Source organism: Arthrobacter sp. R1-13 (assembly GCF_054161475.1).
On sequence record NZ_CP096420.1, the window covers coordinates 3,206,962 to 3,231,409 of the forward strand.

At 61.9% G+C, this 24,448-nt stretch carries 18 protein-coding genes; 5 read left to right on the forward strand and 13 right to left on the reverse strand.

Annotated elements, in window-relative coordinates:
- Positions 1-15: 15 nt before the first annotated feature.
- Positions 16-1,767, reverse strand: coding sequence for a glycerol-3-phosphate dehydrogenase/oxidase (locus tag M1D88_RS14785; RefSeq protein ID WP_458111543.1), 1,752 nt, complete (start codon positions 1,765-1,767; stop codon positions 16-18).
- Between the two features lie 114 nt (positions 1,768-1,881).
- A complete protein-coding gene (locus M1D88_RS14790) occupies positions 1,882-3,018 on the reverse strand; it encodes a GuaB3 family IMP dehydrogenase-related protein (RefSeq protein WP_458111544.1) in 1,137 nt (378 codons plus the stop codon).
- 221 nt (positions 3,019-3,239) lie between these two features.
- On the opposite strand from M1D88_RS14790, the gene M1D88_RS14795 reads away from it, so the two are divergent.
- A complete protein-coding gene (locus M1D88_RS14795) occupies positions 3,240-5,150 on the forward strand; it encodes a S8 family peptidase (protein ID WP_458111545.1) in 1,911 nt (636 codons plus the stop codon).
- Between the two features lie 81 nt (positions 5,151-5,231).
- Here M1D88_RS14795 and M1D88_RS14800 read toward each other — a convergent pair whose 3' ends face one another.
- The 4 genes from M1D88_RS14800 to M1D88_RS14815 all read right to left on the reverse strand — a co-directional run bounded on the left by M1D88_RS14800 (position 5,232) and on the right by M1D88_RS14815 (position 13,412).
- Positions 5,232-7,091, reverse strand: a complete 1,860-nt coding sequence (locus tag M1D88_RS14800; protein ID WP_458111546.1) for an ABC transporter ATP-binding protein — start codon at positions 7,089-7,091, stop codon at positions 5,232-5,234.
- Positions 7,092-7,585: 494 nt separating this feature from the next.
- Positions 7,586-9,097 carry an IMP dehydrogenase gene (gene guaB / locus M1D88_RS14805; RefSeq protein WP_458111547.1) on the reverse strand — a complete coding sequence of 504 codons (1,512 nt, stop codon included), beginning with the start codon at positions 9,095-9,097 and terminating at the stop codon, positions 7,586-7,588.
- Positions 9,098-9,300: 203 nt separating this feature from the next.
- On the reverse strand, positions 9,301-11,370 hold the full coding sequence (locus M1D88_RS14810) for an acyltransferase family protein (protein WP_458111548.1): 2,070 nt from the start codon (positions 11,368-11,370) through the stop codon (positions 9,301-9,303).
- Complete coding sequence (locus M1D88_RS14815) at positions 11,370-13,412, reverse strand: acyltransferase family protein (protein WP_458111549.1); 2,043 nt, start codon at positions 13,410-13,412, stop codon at positions 11,370-11,372. The genes M1D88_RS14810 and M1D88_RS14815 overlap by 1 nt, the downstream gene beginning before the upstream one ends.
- A gap of 226 nt (positions 13,413-13,638) precedes the next feature.
- On the opposite strand from M1D88_RS14815, the gene M1D88_RS14820 reads away from it, so the two are divergent.
- The gene (locus M1D88_RS14820) at positions 13,639-13,929 is read left to right on the forward strand and encodes a hypothetical protein (protein ID WP_458111550.1); all 291 of its coding nucleotides are present in this window, start codon (positions 13,639-13,641) and stop codon (positions 13,927-13,929) included.
- Between the two features lie 84 nt (positions 13,930-14,013).
- Here M1D88_RS14820 and groL read toward each other — a convergent pair whose 3' ends face one another.
- From groL to M1D88_RS14835, 3 genes are all read right to left on the reverse strand, one after another.
- The gene (gene groL / locus M1D88_RS14825; protein WP_458111551.1) at positions 14,014-15,624 is read right to left on the reverse strand and encodes a chaperonin GroEL; all 1,611 of its coding nucleotides are present in this window, start codon (positions 15,622-15,624) and stop codon (positions 14,014-14,016) included.
- Between the two features lie 82 nt (positions 15,625-15,706).
- Positions 15,707-16,003 (reverse strand): co-chaperone GroES, encoded by a 297-nt coding sequence (groES, locus tag M1D88_RS14830; RefSeq protein WP_050054380.1) that lies wholly within the window; start codon positions 16,001-16,003, stop codon positions 15,707-15,709.
- 230 nt (positions 16,004-16,233) lie between these two features.
- Complete coding sequence (locus M1D88_RS14835; protein WP_458111552.1) at positions 16,234-16,617, reverse strand: hypothetical protein; 384 nt, start codon at positions 16,615-16,617, stop codon at positions 16,234-16,236.
- A gap of 56 nt (positions 16,618-16,673) precedes the next feature.
- On the opposite strand from M1D88_RS14835, the gene M1D88_RS14840 reads away from it, so the two are divergent.
- Entirely contained in the window at positions 16,674-17,912 is a 1,239-nt protein-coding gene (locus M1D88_RS14840; protein WP_458111553.1) for a THUMP-like domain-containing protein, read from the forward strand.
- Between the two features lie 19 nt (positions 17,913-17,931).
- On the opposite strand, the gene M1D88_RS14845 is transcribed toward M1D88_RS14840, so the two are convergent.
- The 4 genes from M1D88_RS14845 to M1D88_RS14860 all read right to left on the reverse strand — a co-directional run bounded on the left by M1D88_RS14845 (position 17,932) and on the right by M1D88_RS14860 (position 22,091).
- The gene (locus M1D88_RS14845) at positions 17,932-18,795 is read right to left on the reverse strand and encodes a shikimate 5-dehydrogenase (protein WP_458111554.1); all 864 of its coding nucleotides are present in this window, start codon (positions 18,793-18,795) and stop codon (positions 17,932-17,934) included.
- 220 nt (positions 18,796-19,015) lie between these two features.
- Entirely contained in the window at positions 19,016-19,138 is a 123-nt protein-coding gene (ykgO, locus tag M1D88_RS14850; protein WP_011693081.1) for a type B 50S ribosomal protein L36, read from the reverse strand.
- Positions 19,139-19,183: 45 nt separating this feature from the next.
- Positions 19,184-20,317 (reverse strand): GTP-binding protein, encoded by a 1,134-nt coding sequence (locus tag M1D88_RS14855; protein WP_458111555.1) that lies wholly within the window; start codon positions 20,315-20,317, stop codon positions 19,184-19,186.
- Between the two features lie 109 nt (positions 20,318-20,426).
- Positions 20,427-22,091: a glycoside hydrolase family 3 protein gene (locus M1D88_RS14860; protein ID WP_458111556.1), complete on the reverse strand. Its 1,665-nt coding sequence runs from the start codon at positions 22,089-22,091 to the stop codon at positions 20,427-20,429.
- Between the two features lie 213 nt (positions 22,092-22,304).
- On the opposite strand from M1D88_RS14860, the gene M1D88_RS14865 reads away from it, so the two are divergent.
- Complete coding sequence (locus M1D88_RS14865; protein ID WP_458111557.1) at positions 22,305-23,456, forward strand: glutamate--cysteine ligase; 1,152 nt, start codon at positions 22,305-22,307, stop codon at positions 23,454-23,456.
- A 174-nt stretch (positions 23,457-23,630) separates the two neighbouring features.
- Complete coding sequence (locus M1D88_RS14870; protein ID WP_458111558.1) at positions 23,631-24,437, forward strand: VanW family protein; 807 nt, start codon at positions 23,631-23,633, stop codon at positions 24,435-24,437.
- The last annotated feature ends 11 nt before the right edge of the window (positions 24,438-24,448 follow it).

Here is a 24,448-nt window from a genome sequence, read left to right on the forward strand (position 1 = left end):
CAGGCGGCAGCCCGCTCAGCGCAGGGGAACGATGTCCTCGACTCCCAATCGTGCGGCGTCGGCAGATACATCATCCGGTTGCTCCTGGCTCAGCCGTTCAGCTTCCACCCGGGCAAGGTAATGCTTGATTTCGCTTTCGCGTTGCGCATCGCTCCAGCCAAGAATCTCCCCCATAAGTTTAGCCACGACCGGAACGGCAGAAACACCGCGATCCCAGGCTTCGATCGAGATCCGTGTCCTGCGCGTCAGGACGTCATTCACATGGCGGGCGCCTTCATGTGTGGCTGCATAAACTGCCTCGGCCTGAAGGTAATCATCAGCACCGGGGATCGGCTCGGCGAGCGCAGGGTTGTCCTTGATCAGCGCCAGGACTTCCGGCGCCATTGAGCCATAGCGGTTGAGGAGATGCTCAATCCTCGCTACGTGGACCCCTGATTCCTCCGCTGTTCTGTTACGCCGGTTCCAGGCCGCCTTGAAGCCGCTGGCCCCCAACAGCGGAATGGTGTCAGTGCAGCTTGGCGGAACCCGCTCATCCATGCTCCGGGTGGCTTCGTCCACTGCGTCCTTGGCCATAACACGGTAAGTGGTCCATTTGCCGCCCGCGACCACAACAAGACCGGGTACGGGGTGCGCGACCACATGCTCACGCGACAGTTTTGCTGTGGAGTCGTTTTCGCCAGCCAGCAGCGGGCGCAGGCCTGCGTAGACTCCTTCAACGTCCTCCCGCGTCAGTGGGCGCTTAAGCACCCTGTTGACGTGGTCCAGAATATAGTCAATGTCTTTCCTCGACGCCGCCGGATGGGCCTTGTCCAGGTTCCAGTCGGTGTCCGTGGTCCCGATGATCCAGTGCCTGCCCCATGGAATGACGAACAACACCGATTTCTCGGTGCGGAGGATCAGCCCGACCGTTGACTGGAACCGGTCGCGGGGCACCACCAGGTGAATGCCCTTGGAGGCGCGGACCTTGAGTTGCCCCCGCTCCGTGACCATGGCCTGGGTCTCATCGGTCCACACACCTGTGGCGTTAATAACCTGCTTGGCCCGGATGTTGAAGGTGGAGCCGTCCTCATGGTTAACAACCTTTGCCCCCACCACCCGTTCGCCTTCCCGCAGGAAGTTAACCACCGATGTCTGGTTGACTGCGTGCGCGCCGTAGTAGGCTGCCGTCCGCACGAGATTGGCGACATACTTGGCGTCGTCCACCTGCCCGTCGTAGTAGCGGATCGAACCAACAAAGGCGTCGTCCTTGAGGCTTGGAGCCGCCCGAAGGGTGCCTCGCCGGGTCAGGTGTTTGTGGAAGGGAACGCCGCGCGGGTGCCCGCTGGATACGGACATGAGGTCATACAGGGCGATTCCGGCCCCTACATAGGGCCGTTCAAAAAATGGCCTGGTCAGTGGGTACAGGAAAGGCACGGGCCTGGCGAGGTGCGGAGCGAGCTCCGAAAGCAGCAGGCCCCGTTCCTGCAAGGCTTCCTTGACGAGCCCGAAATCCAGCATTTCCAGGTAGCGAAGCCCGCCGTGGATGAGTTTCGAGGAACGTGATGACGTACCGGCCGCCCAGTCGTTGGCTTCCACAATCCCGACGTTGAGACCCCGGGTCACAGCATCCAGGGCGGCCCCGGTCCCCACGATTCCGCCACCGACGATGAGGATGTCCAGTTCCTTGCCCGGGCCCGTGGTGGCCCTCAGGGCTGTCAGGGAAGCCTCCCGGGCCTCGGGCCCCAACGCCCCGGCTGCCTGCGGCGAACTGCTGGAAAGACTGCTCATTTCTCGTCTCCATCCACTTCAAAGCTCGTAGTTCACCAGACTACTTGTATGTTTCGTGGATGGGCAGGGTTGCAGCCGAACAGGCCCGGCGCTCCGGACGACTCTCTGGGAGGTTCAGTTACCGGCGTAGGGCGAGACGACGACGTCGACCCGCTGGAATTCCTTCAGGTCCGAGTAACCAGTGGTGGCCATGGAGCGGCGGAGCGCCCCAATGAGGTTGGACGTTCCGTTGGTGTGGTGTCCCGGCCCGAAGAGTACTTCCTCAAGCGGGCCCACAGTGCCTACGTTTGCGCGGTCGCCGCGCGGAAGTTCAAGGTGGTGGGCTTCCTGGCCCCAGTGCCAGCCCTTGCCCGGAGCTTCCTCTGCACGAGCCAACGCGCTGCCCAGCATGACGGCGTCGGCGCCCATGGCAATTGCCTTGATGATGGCACCTGAGCTGCCCATCCCGCCGTCGGCAATCACGTGGACGTACCGTCCGCCGGATTCGTCCATGTAGTCCCGGCGGGCAGCAGCGACGTCGGAAATAGCGGATGCCATGGGCGAGTGGATCCCCAGGGCCCGTCGGGTGGTGCTGGTGGCTCCGCCGCCGAAGCCAACGAGGACACCGGCTGCTCCAGTGCGCATGAGGTGCAGGGCCGGTGTGTAGCCGGCGGCGCCGCCCACAATCACCGGAACGTCCAGTTCGTAGATGAACTGCTTGAGATTCAGGGGCGCATGGTCCTTGGAGACGTGCTCGGCAGAGACGGTGGTCCCGCGGATCACAAAGATGTCGACGCCGGCGGCCAGCACTGTCTTGTAGTGTTCCTGCGTGCGCTGCGGCGTCAGTGAGCCCGCGACCGTTACTCCCGCGGCCCGGATTTCCGCCAGGCGCGAGGTGATCAGATCGGGCTGGATGGGCGCGCGGTACAGCTCCTGCATCCGTCCGGTCACCGCCGGGCTGTTGGTCTTGTCTTCCAGGGCGCCAATCTCGTCCAGAACGGACTGTGGATCCTCGTACCGGGTCCAGAGACCCTCAAGGTCCAGCACGCCAAGTCCGCCCAGCCGGCCCAACGCGATAGCCGTGGCCGGAGACATCGCGGAGTCCATCGGAGCGGCGATAACCGGCATGTCGAATTTGTACGCATCGATCTGCCACGAGACTGACACATCCTTGGGATCCCGGGTACGCCGGTTGGGGATGATCGCTATGTCATCCAGGGAATAGGCACGACGCCCACGCTTGCCTCGGCCGATCTCAATCTCGTAAGTCACGTCACCACTTTACTTGACGGCCAAGGTACTCCCGTGAGGCGTGACGTTGCGTACGTTAAATGAGAGTTATATTCCAATTGACGGACGCTGTCAATGCATTTACAACATGCGAAATTCTGTTTACATTTGCACTCGGCTGCCAAGCTCATCCCGCTTGCGCCATCATCACTCCACCCAGATTCGGGACGAAGTGCTGTGCCCGATCCGAGAAAGCAGAACCCATGGAAAGTGCAAAATGCAGGACACCCCGTGTCCTGGCCCTGTCGTTAGCGGCCGTCGTCGCCCTGATGGCATTGGCAGGAGCCCCGGCAACCGGTGATCCCGGTAACGGAGGCGGAGGAGATTCGGCCGGAGACGCGTTCGTGCAGAACGTCTCCCCCGGGGAGGGGTATTCGGAGTTCATCGTCGAATACAAGGACGGGCCTTCCGGGGCAACGCCTGGAGCCCGCGCGAATGCCTGGGGCAAGGCCGCGCGAGCGCAGGGAGTTTCGGTCCACGAAGTACGTTCACTCGCTACAGGGGCAACCCTGATCGCAGCCGACAAGGCGCTTTCCGGCCAGGCCGCCAAGGATTTCATGACTGAGCTGGCGGCGTCCGGGGCAGTCACCTACGTGGAACCAAATGCCCGGATGTCTGCCTCCCTTACACCCAATGATCCGCGCTACAGCGAACAGTGGGATTTCACAGCCACGAACGGTATGCGCATCCCTGGTGCCTGGGACATCTCCACCGGCAGAGGCGTGAACGTTGCCGTCATTGATACCGGCATCACGTCCCATCCGGACCTGAACGCCAACATCCTGCCTGGCTACGACTTCGTCTCCGATTCCACGGCGGCCCGGGATGGCAACGGCAGGGATGCCAATCCGCAGGACCAAGGCGATTGGTATGCGGCCGGCGAATGCGGCCAGGCTCGGGCAGCTAATTCCTCCTGGCACGGCACGCACGTTGCCGGGACCGTGGCGGCGGTTACGGCTAACGCTACCGGGGTGGCTGGCGTCGCCCCCGACGCAAAGATCGTCCCGATCCGGGTGCTGGCCAAGTGTGGAGGCTCCCTCTCGGACATCGCTGAAGCAATTGTTTGGGCAGCTGGAGGAACGGTGAGCGGTGTACCAGCCAACGCCAATCCGGCCAAGGTGATCAATATGAGCCTGGGAGGTTCCGGCACATGCGGAACCACCTATCAAAATGCCATCAACGCTGCCGTCAACCGCGGAACAGCAGTAGTGGTGGCAGCAGGCAATGAAACCCAGAACGCCGCTAACTCCCGGCCGGCAAACTGCAGCAACGTCATCACGGTTGCAGCCAGCAATCCGAGCGGCTCGTTGTCCTACTACTCCAATTACGGTTCTGCCGTGGATCTGACAGCACCCGGCGGGGATGTAAGGGTGGCCGGCGGCGGGATACTTTCGACGATCAACACAGGCACAACCACTCCCGGTGCGGCCGGATATGCCGGCTACCAAGGCACATCGATGGCTGCTCCCCATATCGCCGGGCTGGCGGCCCTGATGAAGGCCAAGCAAGGCGCCCTCACTCCTGCCCAGGTGGAGTCCACCTTGAAGCAGGGCACACGGCCCATGCCAGGGGGTTGCACGCTCGGCTGCGGGACAGGACTCTCAGATGCTGCCAAGACGATGGGGTTGCTCGCCGGGACCGGCACGCCGCCTCCCTCCGGCAACCTGCTGCTGAACCCCGGATTTGAAACCGGGGCAGTGTCCTGGTCCTCCGACCACACGGATACTTTCGAAAGCGGCGCCGGAGCGCGCACCGGGACCGGATATGCGGGCCTGAACGGGTGGGGCCAGTCCAGCTCCTACAGCCTTGACCAGCCCGTTGCCATCCCTGCCGGCGCACCCAGCGTTTCTCTGTCGTTCCACCTCAACGTGCAGACAGATGAGGGCACAGGGAGCACGGCTTATGACACCCTCAAAGTCCAGGTGATCAGCGATGGAACCACCACCACGCTGGGCACCTATTCCAACCTGAACAAGTCAGCCGGGTATGTCATGAAACAGCTTGATGTCACGGCCTTCAAAGGCAAGAACGTAACCATCCGCTTCCTGGGCGTCGAGGATTCGTCCTTGAAGACCACGTTCTTCCTCGATGACACGGCGCTGACCACCGCCTAGCAGCTGCACGCGAAAGCGGAGCCGTCGGAGGCGAGGCACCTTCGGCGGCTCCGCTTGCCTGCCGATGCTGGGTCTGTACAGCTAGATGTCCTCGGGCTGGTCAACGGTGAGCTGGGATTCGAACATCCGGAAGTAGCGGCCACGGAGGGCCACGAGTTCACGGTGCGAGCCCTGTTCCACGATTTCTCCGTCCTCCAGCATGTACACAACATCAGCCTTTTCAATGGTGGCCAGTCGGTGGCTGATGGCAATGATCGTGCTGCTGCGCTCGGCGAACAGGCGGGAGAATATTCTGTGCTCCGCCAGGGCATCGATTGCCGATGTTGGCTCATCCATCACCATGAACGAGGCGTTGCGGTAGAAGTTCCGGGCCATCGCCAACCGCTGCCATTGGCCGCCTGAGAGCCCGCTCCCCTTCCGTCCGCGCGGATCCTCCATCCAGTTGCTGACGTGATTGTCCAGGCCGTTGGGGAGCTTGTTGATGAACTCCAACGCTTCAGCATCCGCTGCTGCCTTGCGGATCCGGTTCTCGTCGCGGGACGAGTGGACATCCCCGAAGTAGATGTTCTCTGCCGCCGTCGCGAATTCATACTTCAGGAAGTCCTGGCTCAATACGGCCAGGTGCCGGTGCCAGGAGGTGACGTCGACGGCGGCGAGGTCGACGCCGTCGAGCATTACCTGCCCGGAATCCGGATGGTAGAGCCCGGCAAGGATGCGGATCAGAGTGGACTTTCCGGCTCCGTTCTCGCCGACAATGGCGATGTGCTGACCCTCCTGGATGGTCATGGAGATTCCGCGGATGACTTCGATTTCGCTCCCGGTATACGTGAAGCGGATGTCGCGAAGCTCCACTTTCTGTGGTGCCTGGAGCAGCGGCGGAGCATGTTCGGAATGGACGGGCAGCGCCATGAACTGCTCGTAGTCCTTGAGGTTGGCCAGGTCCTCATCGATTGAGCTCAGCGATGAGACGAGGTTGTTGGCAGTGGACAAAGCCCGGCTGACAATCTGCTGGACGTAAAGGAATTGCCCCACCGGCTGGGCCCGGGCGATGATCTGGCCCACCACCCAGATGAGCGAAACCACCTCCGCACCGTACTGGAGGGCGTCCGCCGCAAGCTGCTTGGGAATATACCGCTTTTGGAAATCCAGGCGGCGGCGTTCATCCGCATCCCTCAGCCTGGACCGCAGCTCCATCAGGTACCGCACAATTCCGTAGAGGCGCATCTCGGCAATGTGCTGGGGGCGCAGCAGGTTGTTTTCAATCATGCGGCGCTGCCGGCGGGAATCAACCTGCGTATTCCAGTGCGCAATCTGCTCCCGGGAGAGCTTGAACTGCAGGTACACACTCGGAACGATCGCCACCAGTACGATCACAGCTATCCACCAGCTGACCAACAGCAGCGCTCCGATTGCAAGGATGACGGAAACCAGCTGGGTGAAGATCGCGGCGATCCTGTCCAAAACCCGGGCGTAGGAGTCCGAAAACCGCTTGGCACGGTCATAGAGGTCAACGGTCTCTTTGTCGTCATAGCGCCAGAATTCGAGGGCCAGGAACCGCTCATACATGAGGTCACCGACGATGGCGCCGACCTTGAAACTCATGAGCTGCTGGATGTACCGGTCCACGCTGCTGAAGGCACCCCAAAACAAACCCAGGGCTGCCGTGATGACGACATAAACAATTGCCTGCTGGCCTGCAGCCGAGTCACCGGCGTAGGCCGCGGCCAGGGCTGTTGTGGTGAGCGCCGCGAAGTACGTTGTCACCAGGGGAAGCAGCGCCGAGATCAGCGAACCGGCCACCTTCATAACGACCGCGACCGGCGAGGCCTGAAAACTCACCCGGAGAACCTGCGCCACTGCCTGGGCGTAGGGCCTCACAGCCAGCCTCCGCTGAGGTTCCCTTTTGGGACTCAGTTCGGCCGGATGGCGTGGTTCAGACATGTCCCCAGCCTAGTCCCGGCTGGGCCCACGGCGTCCGGGTTCCCTGGCCGCAGCGGAGCAAGGTCAGGGAGGCGCCGGCTGGGCCCACGGCGTCCGGGTTCCCTGGCCGCAGCGGAGCAAGGTCAGGGAGGCGCCGGCTGGGCCCACGGCGTCCGGGTTCCCTGGCCGCAGCGGAGCAAGGTCAGGGAGGCGCCGGCTGGGCCCACGGCGTCCGGGTTCCCTGGCCGCAGCGGAGCAAGGTCAGGGAGGCGCCGGCTGGGCCCACGGCGTCCGGGTTCCCTGGCCGCCGCGGAGCAAGGTCAGGGAGGCGCCGGCTGGGCCCACGGCGTCCGGGTTCCCTGGCCGCAGCGGAGCAAGGTCAGGGAGGCGCCGGCTGGGCCCACGGCGTCCGGGTTCCCTGGCCGCAGCGGAGCAAGGTCAGGGAGGCGCCGGCTGGGCCCACGGCGTCCGGGTTCCCTGGCCGCAGCGGAGCAAGGTCAGGGAGGCGCCGGGGATTAGCGGGAGCCGTAGTTTGGTGCCTCTACCGTCATCTGGATGTCATGCGGGTGGGATTCCTTCAGCCCTGCGGGAGTGATGCGTACAAACTTTCCGCGAGCCTTGAGTTCGGCAATGGTCGGAGCTCCCGTGTAGAACATGGTCTGACGCAGGCCGCCAACCAGCTGGTATGCGACGGAGGCCAGCGGACCACGGTAGGCGACGCGTCCTTCGATACCTTCAGGGATGAGCTTGTCGTCACCCGAAACGTCTGCCTGGAAGTAACGGTCCTTGGAGTAGGACGTGTTCTTGCCACGGGATTGCATCGCACCGAGTGAGCCCATGCCGCGGTAGCTCTTGAACTGCTTGCCGTTCACAAAGATCAGCTCACCTGGGGACTCGTCACATCCAGCCAGGAGTGAGCCCAGCATGACGGTGTCCGCCCCGGCGACCAGGGCCTTGCCGATATCGCCGGAATACTGGAGTCCGCCGTCGGCAATCAAAGGAACGCCTGCGGGGATGGCTGCCTTGGCAGACTCGTAGATTGCAGTGATCTGCGGAACGCCCACACCTGCCACAACCCTCGTGGTACAGATGGAGCCCGGCCCCACGCCGACCTTGATGCCGTCGGCGCCGGCGTCGATCAGTGCCTGTGCGCCCTCGCGGGTCGCGGCCTGGCCTCCGATAATGTCCACATGGGCGGTAACAGGATCCGACTTCAGCCGGCGGATCATGTCCAGCACACCCTGGGAGTGGCCGTTGGCGGTGTCAACAAAAAGTGCGTCCACGCCTGCATCGACAAGGGCCATGGCACGTTCCCAGCCGTCACCGAAGAAGCCGATGGCTGCCCCGACACGGAGGCGGCCTTCGTCGTCCTTCGTGGCCAGCGGGTACTGCTCAGCCTTCGTGAAGTCCTTCGTGGTGATCAGGCCCTTGAGGCGGCCTTGCTCGTCTACCAGCGGGAGCTTCTCGATCTTGTTGGTAGCCAGCTTGTGGGAGGCCTCTTCGCGGCTGATCCCGACGTGCCCGGTGACCAGCGGCATTTTTGTCATCACGTCGCTGACCAGGCGAAGCGGGAAATCGGACTCCGGGACAAAGCGGGTGTCCCTGTTGGTCACGATGCCCAGCAGCCTGCCGCCGTCGTCCACCACAGGAAGCCCTGAAACGCGGTACTGGGCGCAGAGTTCGTCCAGTTCCGACAGCGTGGCCTCGGGGCCGATGGTGAGCGGGTTGGTGATCATTCCCGACTCGCTGCGCTTGACCCGGTCCACCTGGTCAGCCTGGTCCGCGATGGCCAGGTTCCGGTGGATGACGCCGAGGCCGCCTTGCCGGGCCATGGCAATCGCCATACGGGACTCAGTGACCGTGTCCATGGCAGCAGAGAGCAGCGGGGTGTGAACCGAGATGCGCTTGGAGATCCGGGAGGACGTATCGGCGTCGGAAGGGATGACGTCAGTGTGCCCGGGCAGGAGCAGGACGTCGTCGTAGGTCAGGCCGATGAAGCCGAAGGGGTTGTGTTCGGGCTGGGTCATGAGTGCGCCTCTTACCTTGGTCACGGGGTCGGTTAGGGGTTGCAACCGATGACCAGCCCGTCATTACGGGACTGGCCTGTGCAGAGATTGCTGCAGGAGGTCCATGCAGAAGTGTTGAATAAATACTAGAACCTCCGAGGCGATCCCCATATTCCGTGAGCCCAATGTGAGCAACGGCACCGTCCGCATCAGGCAGGCTTGGTCTATTTCCAGCCGGTTGCCGAGAGGAGCCGCTGCTCAAACATGGGAATCATGCTTTGGACGTAGGTTTTGGTGAGGTGGTTGTCGTCCTTGTAGACATACACATTTCCCACCACAGCAGGGCAGATTCCATCAGCACAGATGAAGTCGCTCATGTCCATGAGGTAGAGCCGGTCCACTGTTCCCTTGTAGTCGTCCAAAGGCGATGAGGCCGCCAGGGATTCGGCGAGGGGCGGATTGCACTCCGGTGCCGACCCACCCTTCTTCTGGACGCATTCGGGCATGTTGATGGTGAACCTTGGATTGTCCCGGATTCCCACTACTTCGATGCCGGCGTCAGTGAACGGCCTGATTCCGTCGACGTAGCCGGGGACCTCGGTTTCGAAGGGCGCCTCCTTGTGCGTCAGCGACGCCACCGTGAAGACGGCATCGGGGCGGTGCTTCATCACGTACTCGGAGCTGGCCTTGTTGAAGGCATTGCACTCCGTGACGCGGTCCGGAGTCTCCGCGCCGAACCTGCAGTTCCCCAGCAACAGCGTGACCACTTCCCAGCCGCGCTGCTTGGCGATCGGGCCAAGGGCGGCCATGTACTGCTGCGCATGGGAATCCCCAAGAACGACGATGCGCTTCGTAACAACGTCCGGTTTTGAAAGCTCACTGCAAGACGAAAGGAGTGGGTCGTCCGGGACATTGGTGCCGGTGCACGGCCCTTCCAGGCTCGCCCATTCATCCTTCATGGCCACGGGCGCAGGAATGACGGTGGCCTCCGGAGTCGGCTTTCCCGCGTTCCCCGGCGTCAGGGCCATGGCACCGGGCGTCAGATCCCTGGGCTGAGCGGCGGCAGCGGCCTCTTCCGCCGTGAGCCGGGTCTGCCAGAGGGACACCGGCCCGGCGAGAAGGGCTCCGCAGGCCATCACGACGACGGCGGTCCGCCAGGTTTTGCGTTCGGGCCAGTGCCACAGCCGCAATGGTGTCTCAACAAAACGCGTGGTGAGCACTGCAAGCACCAGCGATACCGCCAGAATCGCGAGGCCTTGGGCAAGACTCGGTGTTGAGATGCCCAATTGGGCCAGGACAAACACCAGCACTGGCCAGTGCCAAAGATAGAGCGCGTACGAGTTGTTGCCCAGCGTGACCAAAGGCTTCCAGCTCAGCAGGCGGTCGACCCCCACACGGCTGCCGCTCTGGCCTGCCACGATGATGGCAGCAGCGGAGAGCGTGGGCCACAAGGCCGCAAAGCCGGGGAAGGATCTCTCCACTGTAAGCAGCAGGCCACAGGAAATCATGGCGATAAACCCCGTCCAGCCGAGGATTGTCCTAAGGAGCTTTCCGGGTTTTATGAACGGAAGGGCCAGGGCAAGCAGGGAGCCCAGTGCGAACTCCCACAGGCGCGTTCGGGCGTCGAAGTAGGCGTAGGCCTGGTTGGTGGCGGTCTGCTGTATGGAGAAGGCGAGAGAGACGGCGAAAATGACTCCGAACGCTACCGCGAGCAGCAGACGGTAGGAGATCCCCGTACGACGAAGAATAGTGCGGTGCAGGATTGCCGCACCGGCAAATATTAGTGGCCAGAGGATAAACACCTGGCCTTGGATGGATAGGGACCAGAAGTGCTGAAGCGGACTCGCGGCGGCGTGGTCCTGCGCGTAGTAGTCAATGGCGGTGTCGGCCAGCAGCCAGTTCTGCCGGTACAGCAGCGACGCCCACGCCTGATCAAGCACGTCAGGCCAGCGCCCGGGCGGAAGGATTGCCCATGTGCCGATCAGTACGCCCAGAATGACGACGACGACGGCTGGCAGCAACCGTTTGAAAAGGTGCAGCCAGTAACTGACCAGCCGTAAGGGCTTCTTTGCCTCCGCCTTACGGGCAAAGGAAAGGGTCAGCAGGAATGCGGATATGAGAAGGAAAACATCAACGCCTCCAGAGACCCGGCCCAGCCACACGTGATAAGTGACCACCATCAGCACGGCCAGTGCACGAAGTCCCTGCACTTCGGGAAGGAAGTGCTCGCTGCCGCGAGCAGGCCTGGCTGCTCCGACCTCGTTCTTGATGGTGTTCGTTGAGACCGCCACCATCAGATGTCCCAGCCGGTCAGTGCGCCGAAACGCTCCTCGAAAGCCGGGACCAGGGTCTTCATGTAGGTTGCCGTGGGATGGTTATCGTCAAGATAAACGACGATGTTTCCGATGACCGCCGGGCAGAATCCGTTGGGACAGAAATAGTCGGATAGATCAAGGTTGAGGATCTGACCGTACTGGCTTGCGGGAGACTCCCCGCTGTACGCCTCGGATTTCGGAATCCCGCAGGCCTGTTCGTCCTGGGCATTCTTAGTGATGCACTCCGGGACCGAAGCCGGGAACCGTGGTGTATCACGTACACCCATGACAGGAATTCCAGCGGCACCAAGGGGTTCCAGCATCTTCGCCCAGCTCGGGTCCAGATATTCAGTGCGATCGTCACCGCGCCCCAGCCTGGTGCTGGTAGTGAAGACGAGGTCCGGTTTCATCTTGACGATTTCGTCAGAGGCGGCCTTGTTGAAGGCCGCGCAGTCTGCGGGGACTGTGGTGTCGGTACCGTCAGTGATGGGGCACATCGACTTAAGGAAGGCCACCACTGCCCAGTTGTGCTTTTTTGCCATTTCCATGACGGGAGTCCCCCACACTCCGGCGTGGGAGCTTCCCCAGATGACAATGGACTTTTGCGGCGACTCGGTCACACCGTTGCTGCATTTGATCCCCTGGGGATCGTGAAACTTTTCACATCCGCCCGGATAGTCTGCCCAGTCACTTCCGACGGTGGCAAGATCCGGCAGCTGGACGGCGTCGGCTGCAGCCCTGTCCACGTAGCCGGGCTCAAGGCTTTTGGCTCCAGGATTGTTGTAGACCGCTTGGGCAAGTGCGGCATCCGCCTCCATCTGGAGAGCAATCCGCGCACCGCCCAGAGGGGCGGCCGCAACCACCAGAGACAGCGTCACCGCCACCAGGGAACGGCGCTTGTTGACTTCCGGCCATTTCCATTCCCGCCAGGGCTTCTCGAGGAAGCGGGTGGTCAGGTACGCGAGAATCAGTGAGGCGCCGATGATGACGGTCCCCGAAAGCCAACCGGCATGCTCCTTGCCGCTCCAGGCCAGCCCGATGACAAGCAGTGGCCAATGCCAGAGATACAGGGCGTAGGAGTTATCCCCCAGCTTGACCAGCAGTTTCGAACTGAGAATCCTGTCGACGCCCAGGACGCTCCCGGTTTGGCCGGCCGCAATGACACAGGCCGCAGCGAGCGTTGGCCAAAGTGCTGCCACACCGGGAAAGGCAGCCTGCACATTGAGCAGGATGCCACAGGCCAGCATGGCAAGAATACCCAGCCAGCCCAGCACGATGCGGACCTTCCGGGGAAGGCGCAGTCCCGGGAGTATGAGGGCCACAATCGTCCCCAATGCGAACTCCCACAGCCGGGCCCCTGTGTCAAAGTACGCCTGCGCCTGGTTGGTGGCGGTGAAGTGGATGGAATAAGCCAGTGAAACCACAAAAATGGCGCCGAAGACATAAACAAGAAGAGGGCGGTAGTGCAGCCGGTATCTCTTGGCCACCCAGGCCGCGAAGACAAAGATCAGCGGCCAAAGAATAAAGACCTGCCCTTGGATGGACAGTGACCAGAAATGCTGAAGGGGGCTGGCGATGCTGTGGTCTGTTGCGTAGTAATCCACAGCCTGGCTCTGAAGCAGCCAGTTCTCCGTGTAGGACAACGACGCCCAGCCCTGGTGGATGATATCCAGCCACCGCGTGCGGGGAAGGAGCAGAAATGTGGCCACCAGAGTCACAACAATGACTGTCACAGCAGCCGGGAGAAGCCTGCGGAAAAGGTGCAGCCAGTGCTTCAATAGGCTCACGGGAACCCGTTGTTCGTACCGTGCCACGAACTGCAGCGTCATCAGGAAGGCTGAGATGAGCAAGAAGACATCAACACCACCCGAAACCCGGCCGAACCACACGTGGTAGCTGACCACCATGAGCACTGCCAACGACCGCAGGCCCTGTATTTCCGGGCGGAAATTAGATTTTCGACGCACGTCCGGAACACCGTTTTGATGGCGTGGCGGCATCACGGTTCTCGCAACAGACACAGAAAAACCCTTCAGAGCGCCTAATCAAAACATCTATGTTACCGATTCGTGACCTTTAGTACCAATCGGCAGTATGGGCCGCCTTGCCCCGGGAGCCATTAATTCACGTTTTTCTGGGAAAAGACAAAACATTTCTTGAGGAATCCGGTCATGAAATTCCTCGAATCAGCTATAGAAAGTAGGCTTAGTATCCGCGAAGGAAGCGATATTCAGAAAGGATCAGCTGATGAGCGAACACCAGGACGATGGGCAGGGATTCGTTGTACCGGACCCGTCGGCGGTGCGTGAGGACATCCCGGGCGACTCCGGAGACGAAGCCAATGTGATCCGGTTCATCGAGGAGCAGGCGCTGATCGAGGAACAGGCAGGCGGCGTCCAGCCGGAGCGTTACGACGTTCCATCCGATGAGCCCGGCATGGGTGAGGCCCGCGGAGATCTGGACCTCCCCGACAAAACCGGCTCCAGCACTGCCGATGACAGCAGTGACGATCCGATGCACGGCGGCGCAATGGAGTAGCAGGGCAGCGCAGTAGCGGAGAACAGCAAAAAGCTCCGGCCAGGAGTTCCTGGCCGGAGCTTTTTGTGCGAACTGCGGGTTCAGCTAGTGCTTGTGGCCTGCGTGTTCTTCTTCTTCTGCAGGCTTCTCGACAACAAGGGTCTCGGTGGTGAGGACCAGTGCCGCGATGGATGCTGCGTTACGGAGTGCTGCGCGAGTCACCTTGACGGGGTCAATGACACCGGCAGCGATGAGGTCTTCGTACTGCCCGGACTTGGCGTTGAACCCGTGGTGCAGTTCTGCCTCAGCCACCTTGGCGACCACAACGTAGCCGTCGAAGCCGGCGTTCTGAGCGATCCAACGCAGCGGCTGGACCAGGGCACGGCGCACGATGCCAACAGCAGCGGCTGCATCGCCCTCGAGTGCCTGGACGGCCGGGTCCTCATCCAACGCCTTCAGGGCGTGGATCAGAGCGGAACCGCCACCGGCAACAATGCCTTCTTCAAGAGCAGCGCGCGTGGAGGAGACAGCATCCTCGATGCGGTGCTTCTTTTCCTTCAGCTCAACCTCGGTGGCTGCACCGACCTTGATAACTCCGATGCCGCCAGCCAGCTTGGCGAGGCGCTCCTGCAGCTTTTCCTTGTCCCAGTCGGAGTCGGTGCGGGTAAGCTCGGCGCGCAGCTGGGAAACCCGTGCCGCGACATCCTCAGCCGTTCCAGCGCCATCGACAATGGTGGTGTTGTCCTTGGTAACCGTGATGCGGCGGGCCGTACCCAGAACCTCGAGGCCAACAGTGTCCAGGCTCAGCCCAAGCTCCGGGGAGACTACCTGGGCACCGGTCAGGGTGGCGATGTCCTGAAGCATTGCCTTGCGGCGGTCGCCGAAGCCAGGAGCCTTGACGGCAACCACGTTCAGGGTGCCGCGGATGCGGTTGACGATCAGGGTGGACAATGCCTCGCCGTCGACGTCTTCAGCGATGATGAAGAGCGGCTTGGAGCTCTGCAGTGCCTTCTCCAGCAGCGGCAGGAAATCCTGTACCGAGGAGATCTTGCCCTGGTTGATCAGGATCAGTGCGTCTTCGAGGACAGCTTCCTGGCGTTCCGCGTCAGTGACGAAGTACGGGGAGAGGTAGCCCTTGTCGAACTGCATGCCCTCGGTGAGGACCAGCTCCGTCTGGGTGGTGGAAGATTCTTCAATGGTGATCACACCATCCTTGCCAACCTTGCCGAATGCTTCAGCCAGGAGTTCGCCAACCTCGTCGCTCTGGGCCGAGATGGCTGCAACGTTGGCCACCTGGGTTCCCTCGACAGGCCGGGCGTTCTCGAGCAGACGGGCGGCGACGGCCTCAACCGAGACCTCGATGCCGCGCTTGATCTGGCCGGGAGCAGCGCCGGCAGCAACGTTGCGCAGGCCCTCCTTGACCAGGGCCTGGGCCAGGACGGTCGCAGTGGTGGTGCCGTCGCCGGCGACATCGTTCGTCTTGGTGGCGACTTCCTTGGCCAGCTGGGCACCAAGGTTTTCGTAGGGGTCATCCAATTCGACTTCGCGGGCGATGGTCACGCCGTCGTTGGTGATGGTGGGGGCTCCCCACTTCTTGTCCAAAACAACGTTGCGGCCACGCGGGCCCAGCGTCACCTTGACGGTATTGGCGAGCTTGTCGATGCCGGCTTCGAGCGACCGGCGGGCAGCGTCATTAAACGCAAGCTGCTTTGCCATGGTTGTGTCCTTTCAAAGACAGAAACCCCGCGCTGCTGACCGTCAGACAAGTCAGACGAGTCAGCTGCGCGGGGTCCAAGAGTTACTTAACGACGATCGCCAGAACGTCGCGAGCGGACAGCACGAGGTACTCGGTGCCGCTGTGCTTGACTTCGGTTCCGCCGTACTTCGAGTAGATTACGACGTCGCCTTCAGCGACATCGAGGGGAACGCGGTTGCCGTTGTCGTCAAAGCGGCCGGGGCCTACTGCAACAACTTCGCCTTCCTGCGGCTTCTCCTGTGCGGAGTCCGGGATGACCAGGCCGGAAGCCGTGGTCTGCTCGGCTTCGAGCGGGCGGACAACAATACGATCCTCAAGAGGCTTAATAGAGACCGACACTCGGACCTCTCCTTTTCGTCAGCAAATTCATGGACAGTAAAACTGTGCCTTTGGCTGGCAAACCGTCGTCGCGGGTGCCGGCAGCAGCCGGGCTGGCAGTTCTTCATGTGTTAGCACCCTCCTAGGGAGAGTGCTAATGAAGACTCTATGTAACCGTTAGCACTCGGTCAAGGCGAGTGCTAAGAATTTCGTCGGAAGTGAACACTCCTGGCCGCCTTTTACCCGGTGGGCTAGGAGTCCGCCAGATCGTCGAATCCGAGGTTCTCACCGTTATCTTCCCTGTTCTGCGGCGAGTTCCGGCTACGGAACAAGACTATGGCTGCTGCAACCGCCGTTGCAGCAGAGGCGATCAGGACAACAACACCGCCAACCCGGACAGCTGAGTAGAGCTCCCGGATGTCCCTGGCTTCATCGCTGGGATCATTGATGTTCTTGCCGCCCACCGAGTAGACGGTGGCGTTGAAAGTATCGAGAGCGAAAATGACGGCGAGCAGTGCGAGGCTGATGATGACGATGGCGGCTGCCGCTATGAGGGCCGGCCGGGCGTACTTGACGATGCCGTCAGCGGGAATCTGGTCATTTGCGGCTGCCTGCGGTTCTTCATGCTCTTCCATGTCTTCAACCCTAGCGGGGCCACCACCGAGTCATGGCCTCCACTAGGGTTGACTGCATGGCTGACGCAACACAGGACCTTATCGCCCCACTGCTGACCAGCGAGGGGTGGGAGCTGTTGGCCTCTCTGGGTCCCTACCGTGAAGCGGAGGCGTTCCAGCAGAATGCGGCGCTTCGAAAAGCCGGGCACTCCCCCGCCCTCGTCTCGGCTGTCCTTACCCAATCGCGCCTTCGAACCAAGGCGGAAGGCAAATTCGGCGAGTTTGCCCGTCAGATGATCTTCACACCCGCCGGACTGGAGCAATCCACGCGCCTCCCTGTTGCCGCGCGCCACGCCGAACGGTTTCTCAGGGCCGGCATCAGGCATGTGGCGGACCTCGGCTGCGGTCTTGGGGCGGACTCCATGGCCCTTGCATCGCTGGACATTCGCGTTACTGCGGTGGAGCAGGATGAAACAACCGCAGCCTGCGCCACCATGAACCTCATTCCGTTCCCGAACGCCACGGTGGTCCATGCCGACGCCACCACGGTTTCCCTTGAAGGTATCGACGGCGTCTGGCTGGATCCGGCTCGCCGCACCACCTCCACTTCGGGAACACGGCGGATCTGGGACCCGGAGGATTTCTCACCCCCACTGTCATTCGTTGAATCGCTTGCAAAATCAGGCCGCTCTGTTGGCGTCAAGATGGGCCCTGGTATCCCGCATGGCTCTGTCCCGGCCGGATGCGAAGCCCAGTGGGTTTCGGTAGGCGGAGACGTCACGGAGGTGGCCCTCTGGTTCAACGCTGTCCGCCGCCCTGGAGTCCGACGTGCCGCTCTGCTGCTGGGAGCCCAGGGGGCCGCGGAGATTACCAGTGAGGAAGATTTCGACGGCGGTCCCGTAGCCCCTGTGGGGCCGGTCGAAGGCTACCTGTATGAACCCGATGGCGCCGTCATCCGCGCCGGCCTTGTGGCCGACGTCGCGCTTGAACTCGATGGCCATCTGGTGGATGAGCACATTGCCTACATCTGCGCTGCCGGTTTGCGTGATACACCTTTTGCCCGCGCCTACAGGATCCTGGAGGTCATGCCGTACAACGTCAAGGCATTGAAGTCATGGGTGAAAGACAACCGGATCGGCGTGCTGGACATCAAAAAGCGTGGGACCTCCGTGACGCCCGAGGAACTCCGGAAGCAATTGCTCGCCGGTGCCAAGTCCTCAGGAAAGAACGCAGCAAAGAAAACGGCCACCCTGGTTCTGACCAGGATCGGTGAGGACCGGGTGGCCATCTCGGTGGAGCCCGTTTTGTATCCTTAGTTCTGCTTATTGGCTCGGCTTACTGGGCCCGCATGAACTCCTCTGCAGCGCGCACCTGGCTATCCGTAGGCCTGATCCCGGTGTAAAGCACAAACTGCTCAAGCGCCTGGATGGTGGCAACTTCCGCGCCGGTAATAACGGTTTTGCCGGCTGCCCGGCCGGCAGCAACCAGGGGTGTCTCCGCCGGTAGCGCGACGACGTCGAAGACCACCTTTGCGGCATCGATCACCGGCTGCGGGAAGGACAGGCCGTTCGCCTCCGCTCCCCCGGCCTTGCTGCCTGCCTTACCGCCTGCCATGCCGATGGGGGTCACGTTGATGATCATGTCCGCCACGCGGGCACTGTTGACCTCAGTTGCGGGACCATCGCTGTCGCCATCGCCATCGAGCTGCGCCTGCCAGCGAAACCCGTAAAGATCGGCCAGCGAGCGTCCGGAGGTCTCATTCCGGGCAATGATGGTCACGTCCCGGAAGCCGGCGTCACGCAAGGCGGCCGCAGTGGCTTTCGCCATACCACCTGATCCCTTGAGCAGCACGGAGTAGTCGTTTGGGACGTCGTTCCGCTTCAGCAACTGTTCGATGGCTGTGTAGTCGGTGTTGTACGCCGTCAGCCGGCCAGCGTCATTGACGATGGTGTTGACTGAGTCGATGGCTTTCGCGGACGGATCCATGACGTCAACCAGTTCGATGACCTCTTCCTTATAAGGCATGGAAATCGCGCAGCCCCTGATTCCCAGGCCGCGAACACCGGCGATTGCCTGGCCCAGATCCGTGGGGGCAAACGCCTTGTAGATCCAGTTCAGGCCAAGCTGCTCATACAGATGGTTGTGGAAACGCGTCCCGTTGTTGCTGGGCCGGGCCGAGAGCGAGATGCATAAGGTCATGTCTTTATTCAGAATGGGCACAGCACCATTAAACCGCTTGTAAACGGCTCGCCGTCAGCCCTGGCGGGCTTTCCGTTCCGCCTCTTCCCCACCCTCGTTCCTCGGGCGGGGACCCCGGAGGCGTCTCTTAACTCATTTCAGCCCTGGCGGGCTTTCCGTTCCGCCTCTTCCCCACCCTCGTTCCTCGGGCGGGGACCCCGGAGGCGTCTCTTAACTCATTTCAGCCCTGGCGGGCTTTCATTCGCGGATTCTTTTTGTTGATGACGAATGTTCTTCCTCTTCGGCGGACTATTTGGGCACCTGGAATCTTTTTCAGGGCACGCAATGAATTCCTGACCTTCATGTTTTCTCCTTCAATGGTTGTGACCGGTGATGTGCCGGCCGTTTTCTACAGACTGCTTTCCAGCTCCCAGGGGTCCTCAAGGGTGGCGAAGTCCTGGGCCATTTCTTCGTCAGTGAGCTGGCAGCCATCAAGCAGGGAGCGGATCTCGCCGCCGTCGATGTCTTCTCCGCGACCCGTCACCGCTACCACGGTGCTCCGGTCCCCAAATCTCGGGTGCCAGGCAAGGATGGCATCGGCGTCGCCGGCGTTGGCCGTCAGTCCTTCTTCCTGGTCCGCTACCCAGCGGCCAGTGTTTTCCAACCAGACACGGGGACCGATGCCCATCAGGCCGATCCTCTGGGCCGGAGCGGACGCCATCCAGAGCCTCCCCCGCAACCAGTGTGACCCGGCGGCCAGCAGAGGAAGGGCCTCCCGGAAGCGCTGCGGATGAAGAGGCCGCTCCACAGAGTGCAGGACGGTGCAGAAGTCCCCGGAACGGTCCTGGACAGGAACCCGGACAGCCCCGAGCCGTGAGCGTGATACCGCTTCCCGCGCGTCATAGCAGCGGGGACGGAAGTCGTCGTGTGTTTCAACGAGTACGGCATGCGGGGCCAGTTGCGTCATGAGCTGGACCCCTGAGTGCCAGTCAGTTGATTCCTTGTCCACACTGCCGGCAAGTTGGGCCCCGAGGCCCGCCTGGACCATCACGGTATCAACGTGCGCGAATTCGGAAATCAGGAACTCTCCGCTGGTGCGGTCGTCTCCGCGTGCTGAGGTAAATCCCGATTCGAAGAGTGTATGCCTGTCCCAGATCTGGTGCTCGAGTTCCGTGGGATCGACCGCCAGCACCGCATTGTCAATGAAGATATTGGCCCCCAGCCTTGCTGTCAGCTCTGCGACCACCAAGCCTGTGGCTACTCCAGGCGGGAGGCCAAGAACCACATGGGCGCAGTCCGTATCCATGAGCCGCTCCACGGTGGGCACAACATCGAGCCTGACGGTGCAGCTCAGGCAGCCGTGCTCCAGTGGCGTCTCGGCACGCTCGATAAGCACGCCGTCCCGAAAAATCCGCCGCAGGACAACGTACCCCTCAAGGAGATCATGATGCACCACCACGGAGTTTCCATGGGTCTCCCCCAGGCGGAAGGTTGCTTCCTGACGGCATTGGGTATCGAGCGAACTAACCAGGGATAAATGCATTCCCCGAGCTTAGATGACAATCATTCTCATTAGCAAACAGCACGACAGGGGAATCCCAATCCGGGAACGTCGCCCCGGCATAGGGTCCCCTGATCCCGTCCGGCCCCGCCTACGGGCAACCCGAACCTCGGGGATAACTTCCGACGTCGACCGGTAGCTTTCCGGGGGCGCCAGCCTTGCCGGTAAGAACCGCAAGCAATGCGTCAAAGGCCCCCGGTGTGCGCCCGTACAGTGCAATCCTGGTGGCGGCTGTTGATGAAGCGAGGGACCAGGGTGCATCGAGGGAGACGGCGACGTCGGCTTTTACGGGCCCTTCGCCGAAGCCGATGAGGCTGACTGTAGGGCCGGTTCCAATGGTGACACCCGCACCCGCTGCGGCTTTCGCAAAGCGTGCACGGTCCGCTGCCGAACCCCCGGCCACCGTGACAGCGCCCTGAATGATCGGTCCGCGGCAAGGACCGGAAAGTACCGTGATTGCCGTCGCAGAGAGCTTCCGCGACAGATCCGCGCCGCTGCCCGGAGCCGGAGCGGGTGGAATCGTTGTCCGCCCCCGCCAGAGCATCATTGTTGCAACCCGCTGGGCTGCCTCGTCCAGTCGCTCCTTGGCGAGCGAACCATCTCCCACGGCAGCAACAATAGCCTGATGAGCGGCCTCGACGTCGGGTGGCATCAGCAGGAGATCCGCGCCGGCTGCCAAAGCCTTGGGCGCAGCAGACCCGCCCGGGAACTGCTTCTGAATAGCCTCCATGTTCAGGGCGTCGGTAACGGCAACTCCTTTGAAGCCGATGCCGCGCAGGACGCTGTACGTTGCTTTCGACACCGACGCAGGCATGCCCGGTTCCAGGGCCGGAACGGCGATGTGCCCCGTCATCACCATGGGAACGCCGGCCGCAATACCTGCCTTGAACGGCATCCAGTCCCTTGCCTCGAGTTGGGCCGTGGGAGCGGGCTGAACGGGAAGGTCCAGGTGGGAGTCCACTGTCACGGAACCGTGGCCAGGAAAATGCTTGATGGCCGGGAGTACCCCTGCGGCCAGCATCCCCTGAGAAAAGCCTACAGACATTTGGCCGACTGTTTCGGGGCTCCCCGATATCGAGCGTGACCCGATGGTCGGATCCCTCGGGCCAATAGTGACGTCCGCGTCCGGCGCGAAATCCACGTTGAACCCCAGCCCCGCCAGTTCACCCGCCAGCGAGCGGCCGGCGTCGGACGCCAAGGAGGGATTTCCGGCTGCCCCGTAGCTCATGGGCGAAGGCCATTCGGTGAGTGGCGTGCGAAGCCTTGAAACCAGACCGCCTTCCTGGTCGACGGCGATCATCCCCGGCCATTTTCGGCCGTCCGCCGTAATGGCCTTCTGCAGGGCAGCGGTGACCTTGCCCATTGCTGCCGTGTCGACCTGGCCGTCGGGGGTCCCTGGAACGTTGTCAGCCATAACTATGGAACCCGCGAGGTGGAGCCGTTCAATGGCGGCCGCCTGGGCCCCGTGGTCCAAGCCCTGATAGAACGGCAAAAGGACCTGGCCCGCTTTCTGGCTGACGGTCATGGCCGAAACGGCAGTGCGGGCGGCGTCCAGATCCTTCTGTCCAGGACCCCAGCCCAACTGTTCACCGGCGTCCGGTGAGTTTGTCGCGGGCGGAGGTGCCGCCGTCGTCGATTCCTGGGCCGATGGCGAGGCAGACGCACCGGGAGCCGGGCTAGAGCCGGATGGGGATGGCGTGCCGCCAGTGGGCCCTGGTGTACAGGCGGCAGCCAACAGGACGATTCCGAAAATCATCGTCAGGATTCTTGCGGGAGAACCACTGGTTCGAACACTGCTTGGACCCTCAGGGTGAACGCTGCCAATCCGAAAGGTGCCGATGTGAAAACTGTCACGTGCGCTTTGAAACCAAGCCATCATACCGATGCTACCCCTGCACTAGACTTGAGGCACGGTTGCCCGCTCTGGGGGAGGCAGCGGCAACGGCAAGTAAAAACGTAAAGGGACCACATGAAGATTGATTTTGCTGCCTCCAGGCAATCAACTCTTGGAGTGGAATGGGAGCTTGCGCTCGTCAATGCTGAAACCGGTGAATTGGCGTCCGTTGCCAATGAGGTTTTGCGCGGGGTTGCCGTCAATCACCCGGAACTGAACGACGACGACGAACACCCGCACATCAAGCAGGAGCTTCTGCTGAACACGGTGGAGCTCGTCACCGGCATCTGTGAGACGGTGGCTCAGGCCAAGGAAGACCTCAGCAGTTCCCTCGCCGCTGTACGTGAGGTCACCGACCCCATGGGCGTGGAAGTTTTCTGTGCCGGAAGCCACCCCTTCAGCCCGCCGCAGCTTCAACCCGTCACGGATAAGGCCCGCTACGCCAAGCTGATCGACCGCACGCAGTGGTGGGGCCGGCAGATGGTGATTTACGGCGTGCACGTCCACGTCGGCCTGGACCGCAAGGAAAAAGCCCTTCCCGTGGTTGATGGCTTGGTCAACTACTTCCCCCATTTCCAGGCATTGTCAGCGTCCAGTCCTTTCTGGGGCGGCGAGGATACCGGTTACGCCTCGCACCGGGCCCTGATGTTCCAGCAGCTTCCCACCGCAGGGCTTCCATTCCAGTTCTCCACCTGGGATGAATACGAGTCGTACGTGCAGGACATGTTCACGACGGGAGTCATCGACACCCTCTCGGAAATCCGCTGGGACATCCGCCCCGTTCCCAATCTGGGAACCATCGAGATGCGGATTTGCGACGGCCTGGCCACGCTTGAGGAAGTGGGTGCCGTCGCTGCGCTGACCCAGTGCCTCGTCGACGAACTCTCCACCACCCTGGATAACGGCGGAACCATTCCCACCATGCCGCCCTGGCACGTCCAGGAGAACAAATGGCGTGCCGCCAGGTACGGCCTGGACGCCATCATCATCCTGGACGCAAAGGGCAATGAACAGCTGGTGACCGACCACCTCCTGGAGACACTTAACCGGTTGGAACCTGTGGCCGCTAAGCTCCGTTGCGCGGATGAGTTGGCCGACGTCGAAAAGATCATCCGCCGGGGCGCCGGCTACCAGCGGCAGCGCCGCGTCGCCGCTGAAAACGGCGGCAATCTGCAGGCTGTGGTCCTCGACCTCGTGAAACAAATGAGGAACGGACCCACAGCCTGAGCGGCGGCCTCGAGGCAATAAATTAGTTCGCGCCCGGTGTAACCAAAGTCCCCGAAACGGAAACTTCAGGAGTGTGGCACGTTGCCATGCAGGTTCGATCCGGGGGAAAACCGTATGCCGCGTAAGTTGTTCTGTGAGTTGTCGCCGTTGACGTACTGGATATCGGTACAGCGGATGGTCCTCCAACGAAAGCTCCAGGACGTGTTTTCCGGAGCAAGGTTCGCCACTGTCAGAGATGGCGAAACGCTGCCGGTGGTTGTTTACCGGCACAACTCCCTGATCCGGAGGAAGCTCGGCAACGTCGACCTGCACTTTCAGGAGAACAAAGCCGTCAGCCTCGGAATCGCCGCGCCCTTGGTAAACCGCGTGGAGATCAGGCCCGGCGAGACGTTTTCCTTCTGGAATCTGGTGGGAAGCTGCACGGCGGCTAAGGGCTACCGCGAAGGTCTCACCATCAATAACGGGCGGGCCGAGTCAGGGATCGGGGGCGGGCTGTGCCAGTTCACAAACCTGCTGCACTGGATGGTCCTCCACAGCGAATTGACCATCGTGGAACACCATCACCACGGCGAACTGGATCTGTTTCCGGACTTCAACAGGCAGATCCCCTTCGGATCCGGCACGTCCATCATCTACAACTACCTCGACTACCGCGTCCGCAATGACACCGAGCAGAGCTTTCAGTTCCTGGTTTCTGTCACCGATGAGCACCTGTGCGGCGAACTGCGGGCGGAGAAGGTACCCGCGGTGAAGTTCCACATCAAAGAAGAAGACGCGTACTTCCAGGAGTCCGGCGGGCAGGTTTTACGGCACAACAGGATCGTCCGGCTGACCAGGGATAAACGGAGCGGCCTGATCGTCTCGAGAGAGCAGATCCTGAAAAACACTGCGCTGGTGGTCTACGACCGCGACCTGATCACGGCAGACATCCTGCCCGAAGAGGCAATCGTCCGCTCCGAGGGTTACAACGTTCTTGTCTAAGCCGAAAGTGT

Bases quoted from the DNA above. Each gene is read 5' to 3' on its own strand.
- M1D88_RS14840 (WP_458111553.1), top strand. From the start codon at position 16,674: ATGGCTGACGCAACACAGGACCTTATCGCCCCACTGCTGACCAGCGAG.
- M1D88_RS14845 (WP_458111554.1), bottom strand. From the start codon at position 18,795: ATGACCTTATGCATCTCGCTCTCGGCCCGGCCCAGCAACAACGGGACG.
- M1D88_RS14795 (WP_458111545.1), top strand. From the start codon at position 3,240: ATGGAAAGTGCAAAATGCAGGACACCCCGTGTCCTGGCCCTGTCGTTA.
- M1D88_RS14800 (WP_458111546.1), bottom strand. From the start codon at position 7,091: ATGTCTGAACCACGCCATCCGGCCGAACTGAGTCCCAAAAGGGAACCT.
- M1D88_RS14835 (WP_458111552.1), bottom strand. From the start codon at position 16,617: ATGGAAGAGCATGAAGAACCGCAGGCAGCCGCAAATGACCAGATTCCC.
- ykgO (WP_011693081.1), bottom strand. From the start codon at position 19,138: ATGAAGGTCAGGAATTCATTGCGTGCCCTGAAAAAGATTCCAGGTGCC.
- groL (WP_458111551.1), bottom strand. From the start codon at position 15,624: ATGGCAAAGCAGCTTGCGTTTAATGACGCTGCCCGCCGGTCGCTCGAA.
- M1D88_RS14810 (WP_458111548.1), bottom strand. From the start codon at position 11,370: ATGGTGGCGGTCTCAACGAACACCATCAAGAACGAGGTCGGAGCAGCC.
- M1D88_RS14870 (WP_458111558.1), top strand. From the start codon at position 23,631: ATGGTCCTCCAACGAAAGCTCCAGGACGTGTTTTCCGGAGCAAGGTTC.
- M1D88_RS14860 (WP_458111556.1), bottom strand. From the start codon at position 22,091: ATGATTTTCGGAATCGTCCTGTTGGCTGCCGCCTGTACACCAGGGCCC.
- M1D88_RS14785 (WP_458111543.1), bottom strand. From the start codon at position 1,767: ATGAGCAGTCTTTCCAGCAGTTCGCCGCAGGCAGCCGGGGCGTTGGGG.
- M1D88_RS14865 (WP_458111557.1), top strand. From the start codon at position 22,305: ATGAAGATTGATTTTGCTGCCTCCAGGCAATCAACTCTTGGAGTGGAA.
- M1D88_RS14855 (WP_458111555.1), bottom strand. From the start codon at position 20,317: ATGCATTTATCCCTGGTTAGTTCGCTCGATACCCAATGCCGTCAGGAA.
- guaB (WP_458111547.1), bottom strand. From the start codon at position 9,097: ATGACCCAGCCCGAACACAACCCCTTCGGCTTCATCGGCCTGACCTAC.
- M1D88_RS14820 (WP_458111550.1), top strand. From the start codon at position 13,639: ATGAGCGAACACCAGGACGATGGGCAGGGATTCGTTGTACCGGACCCG.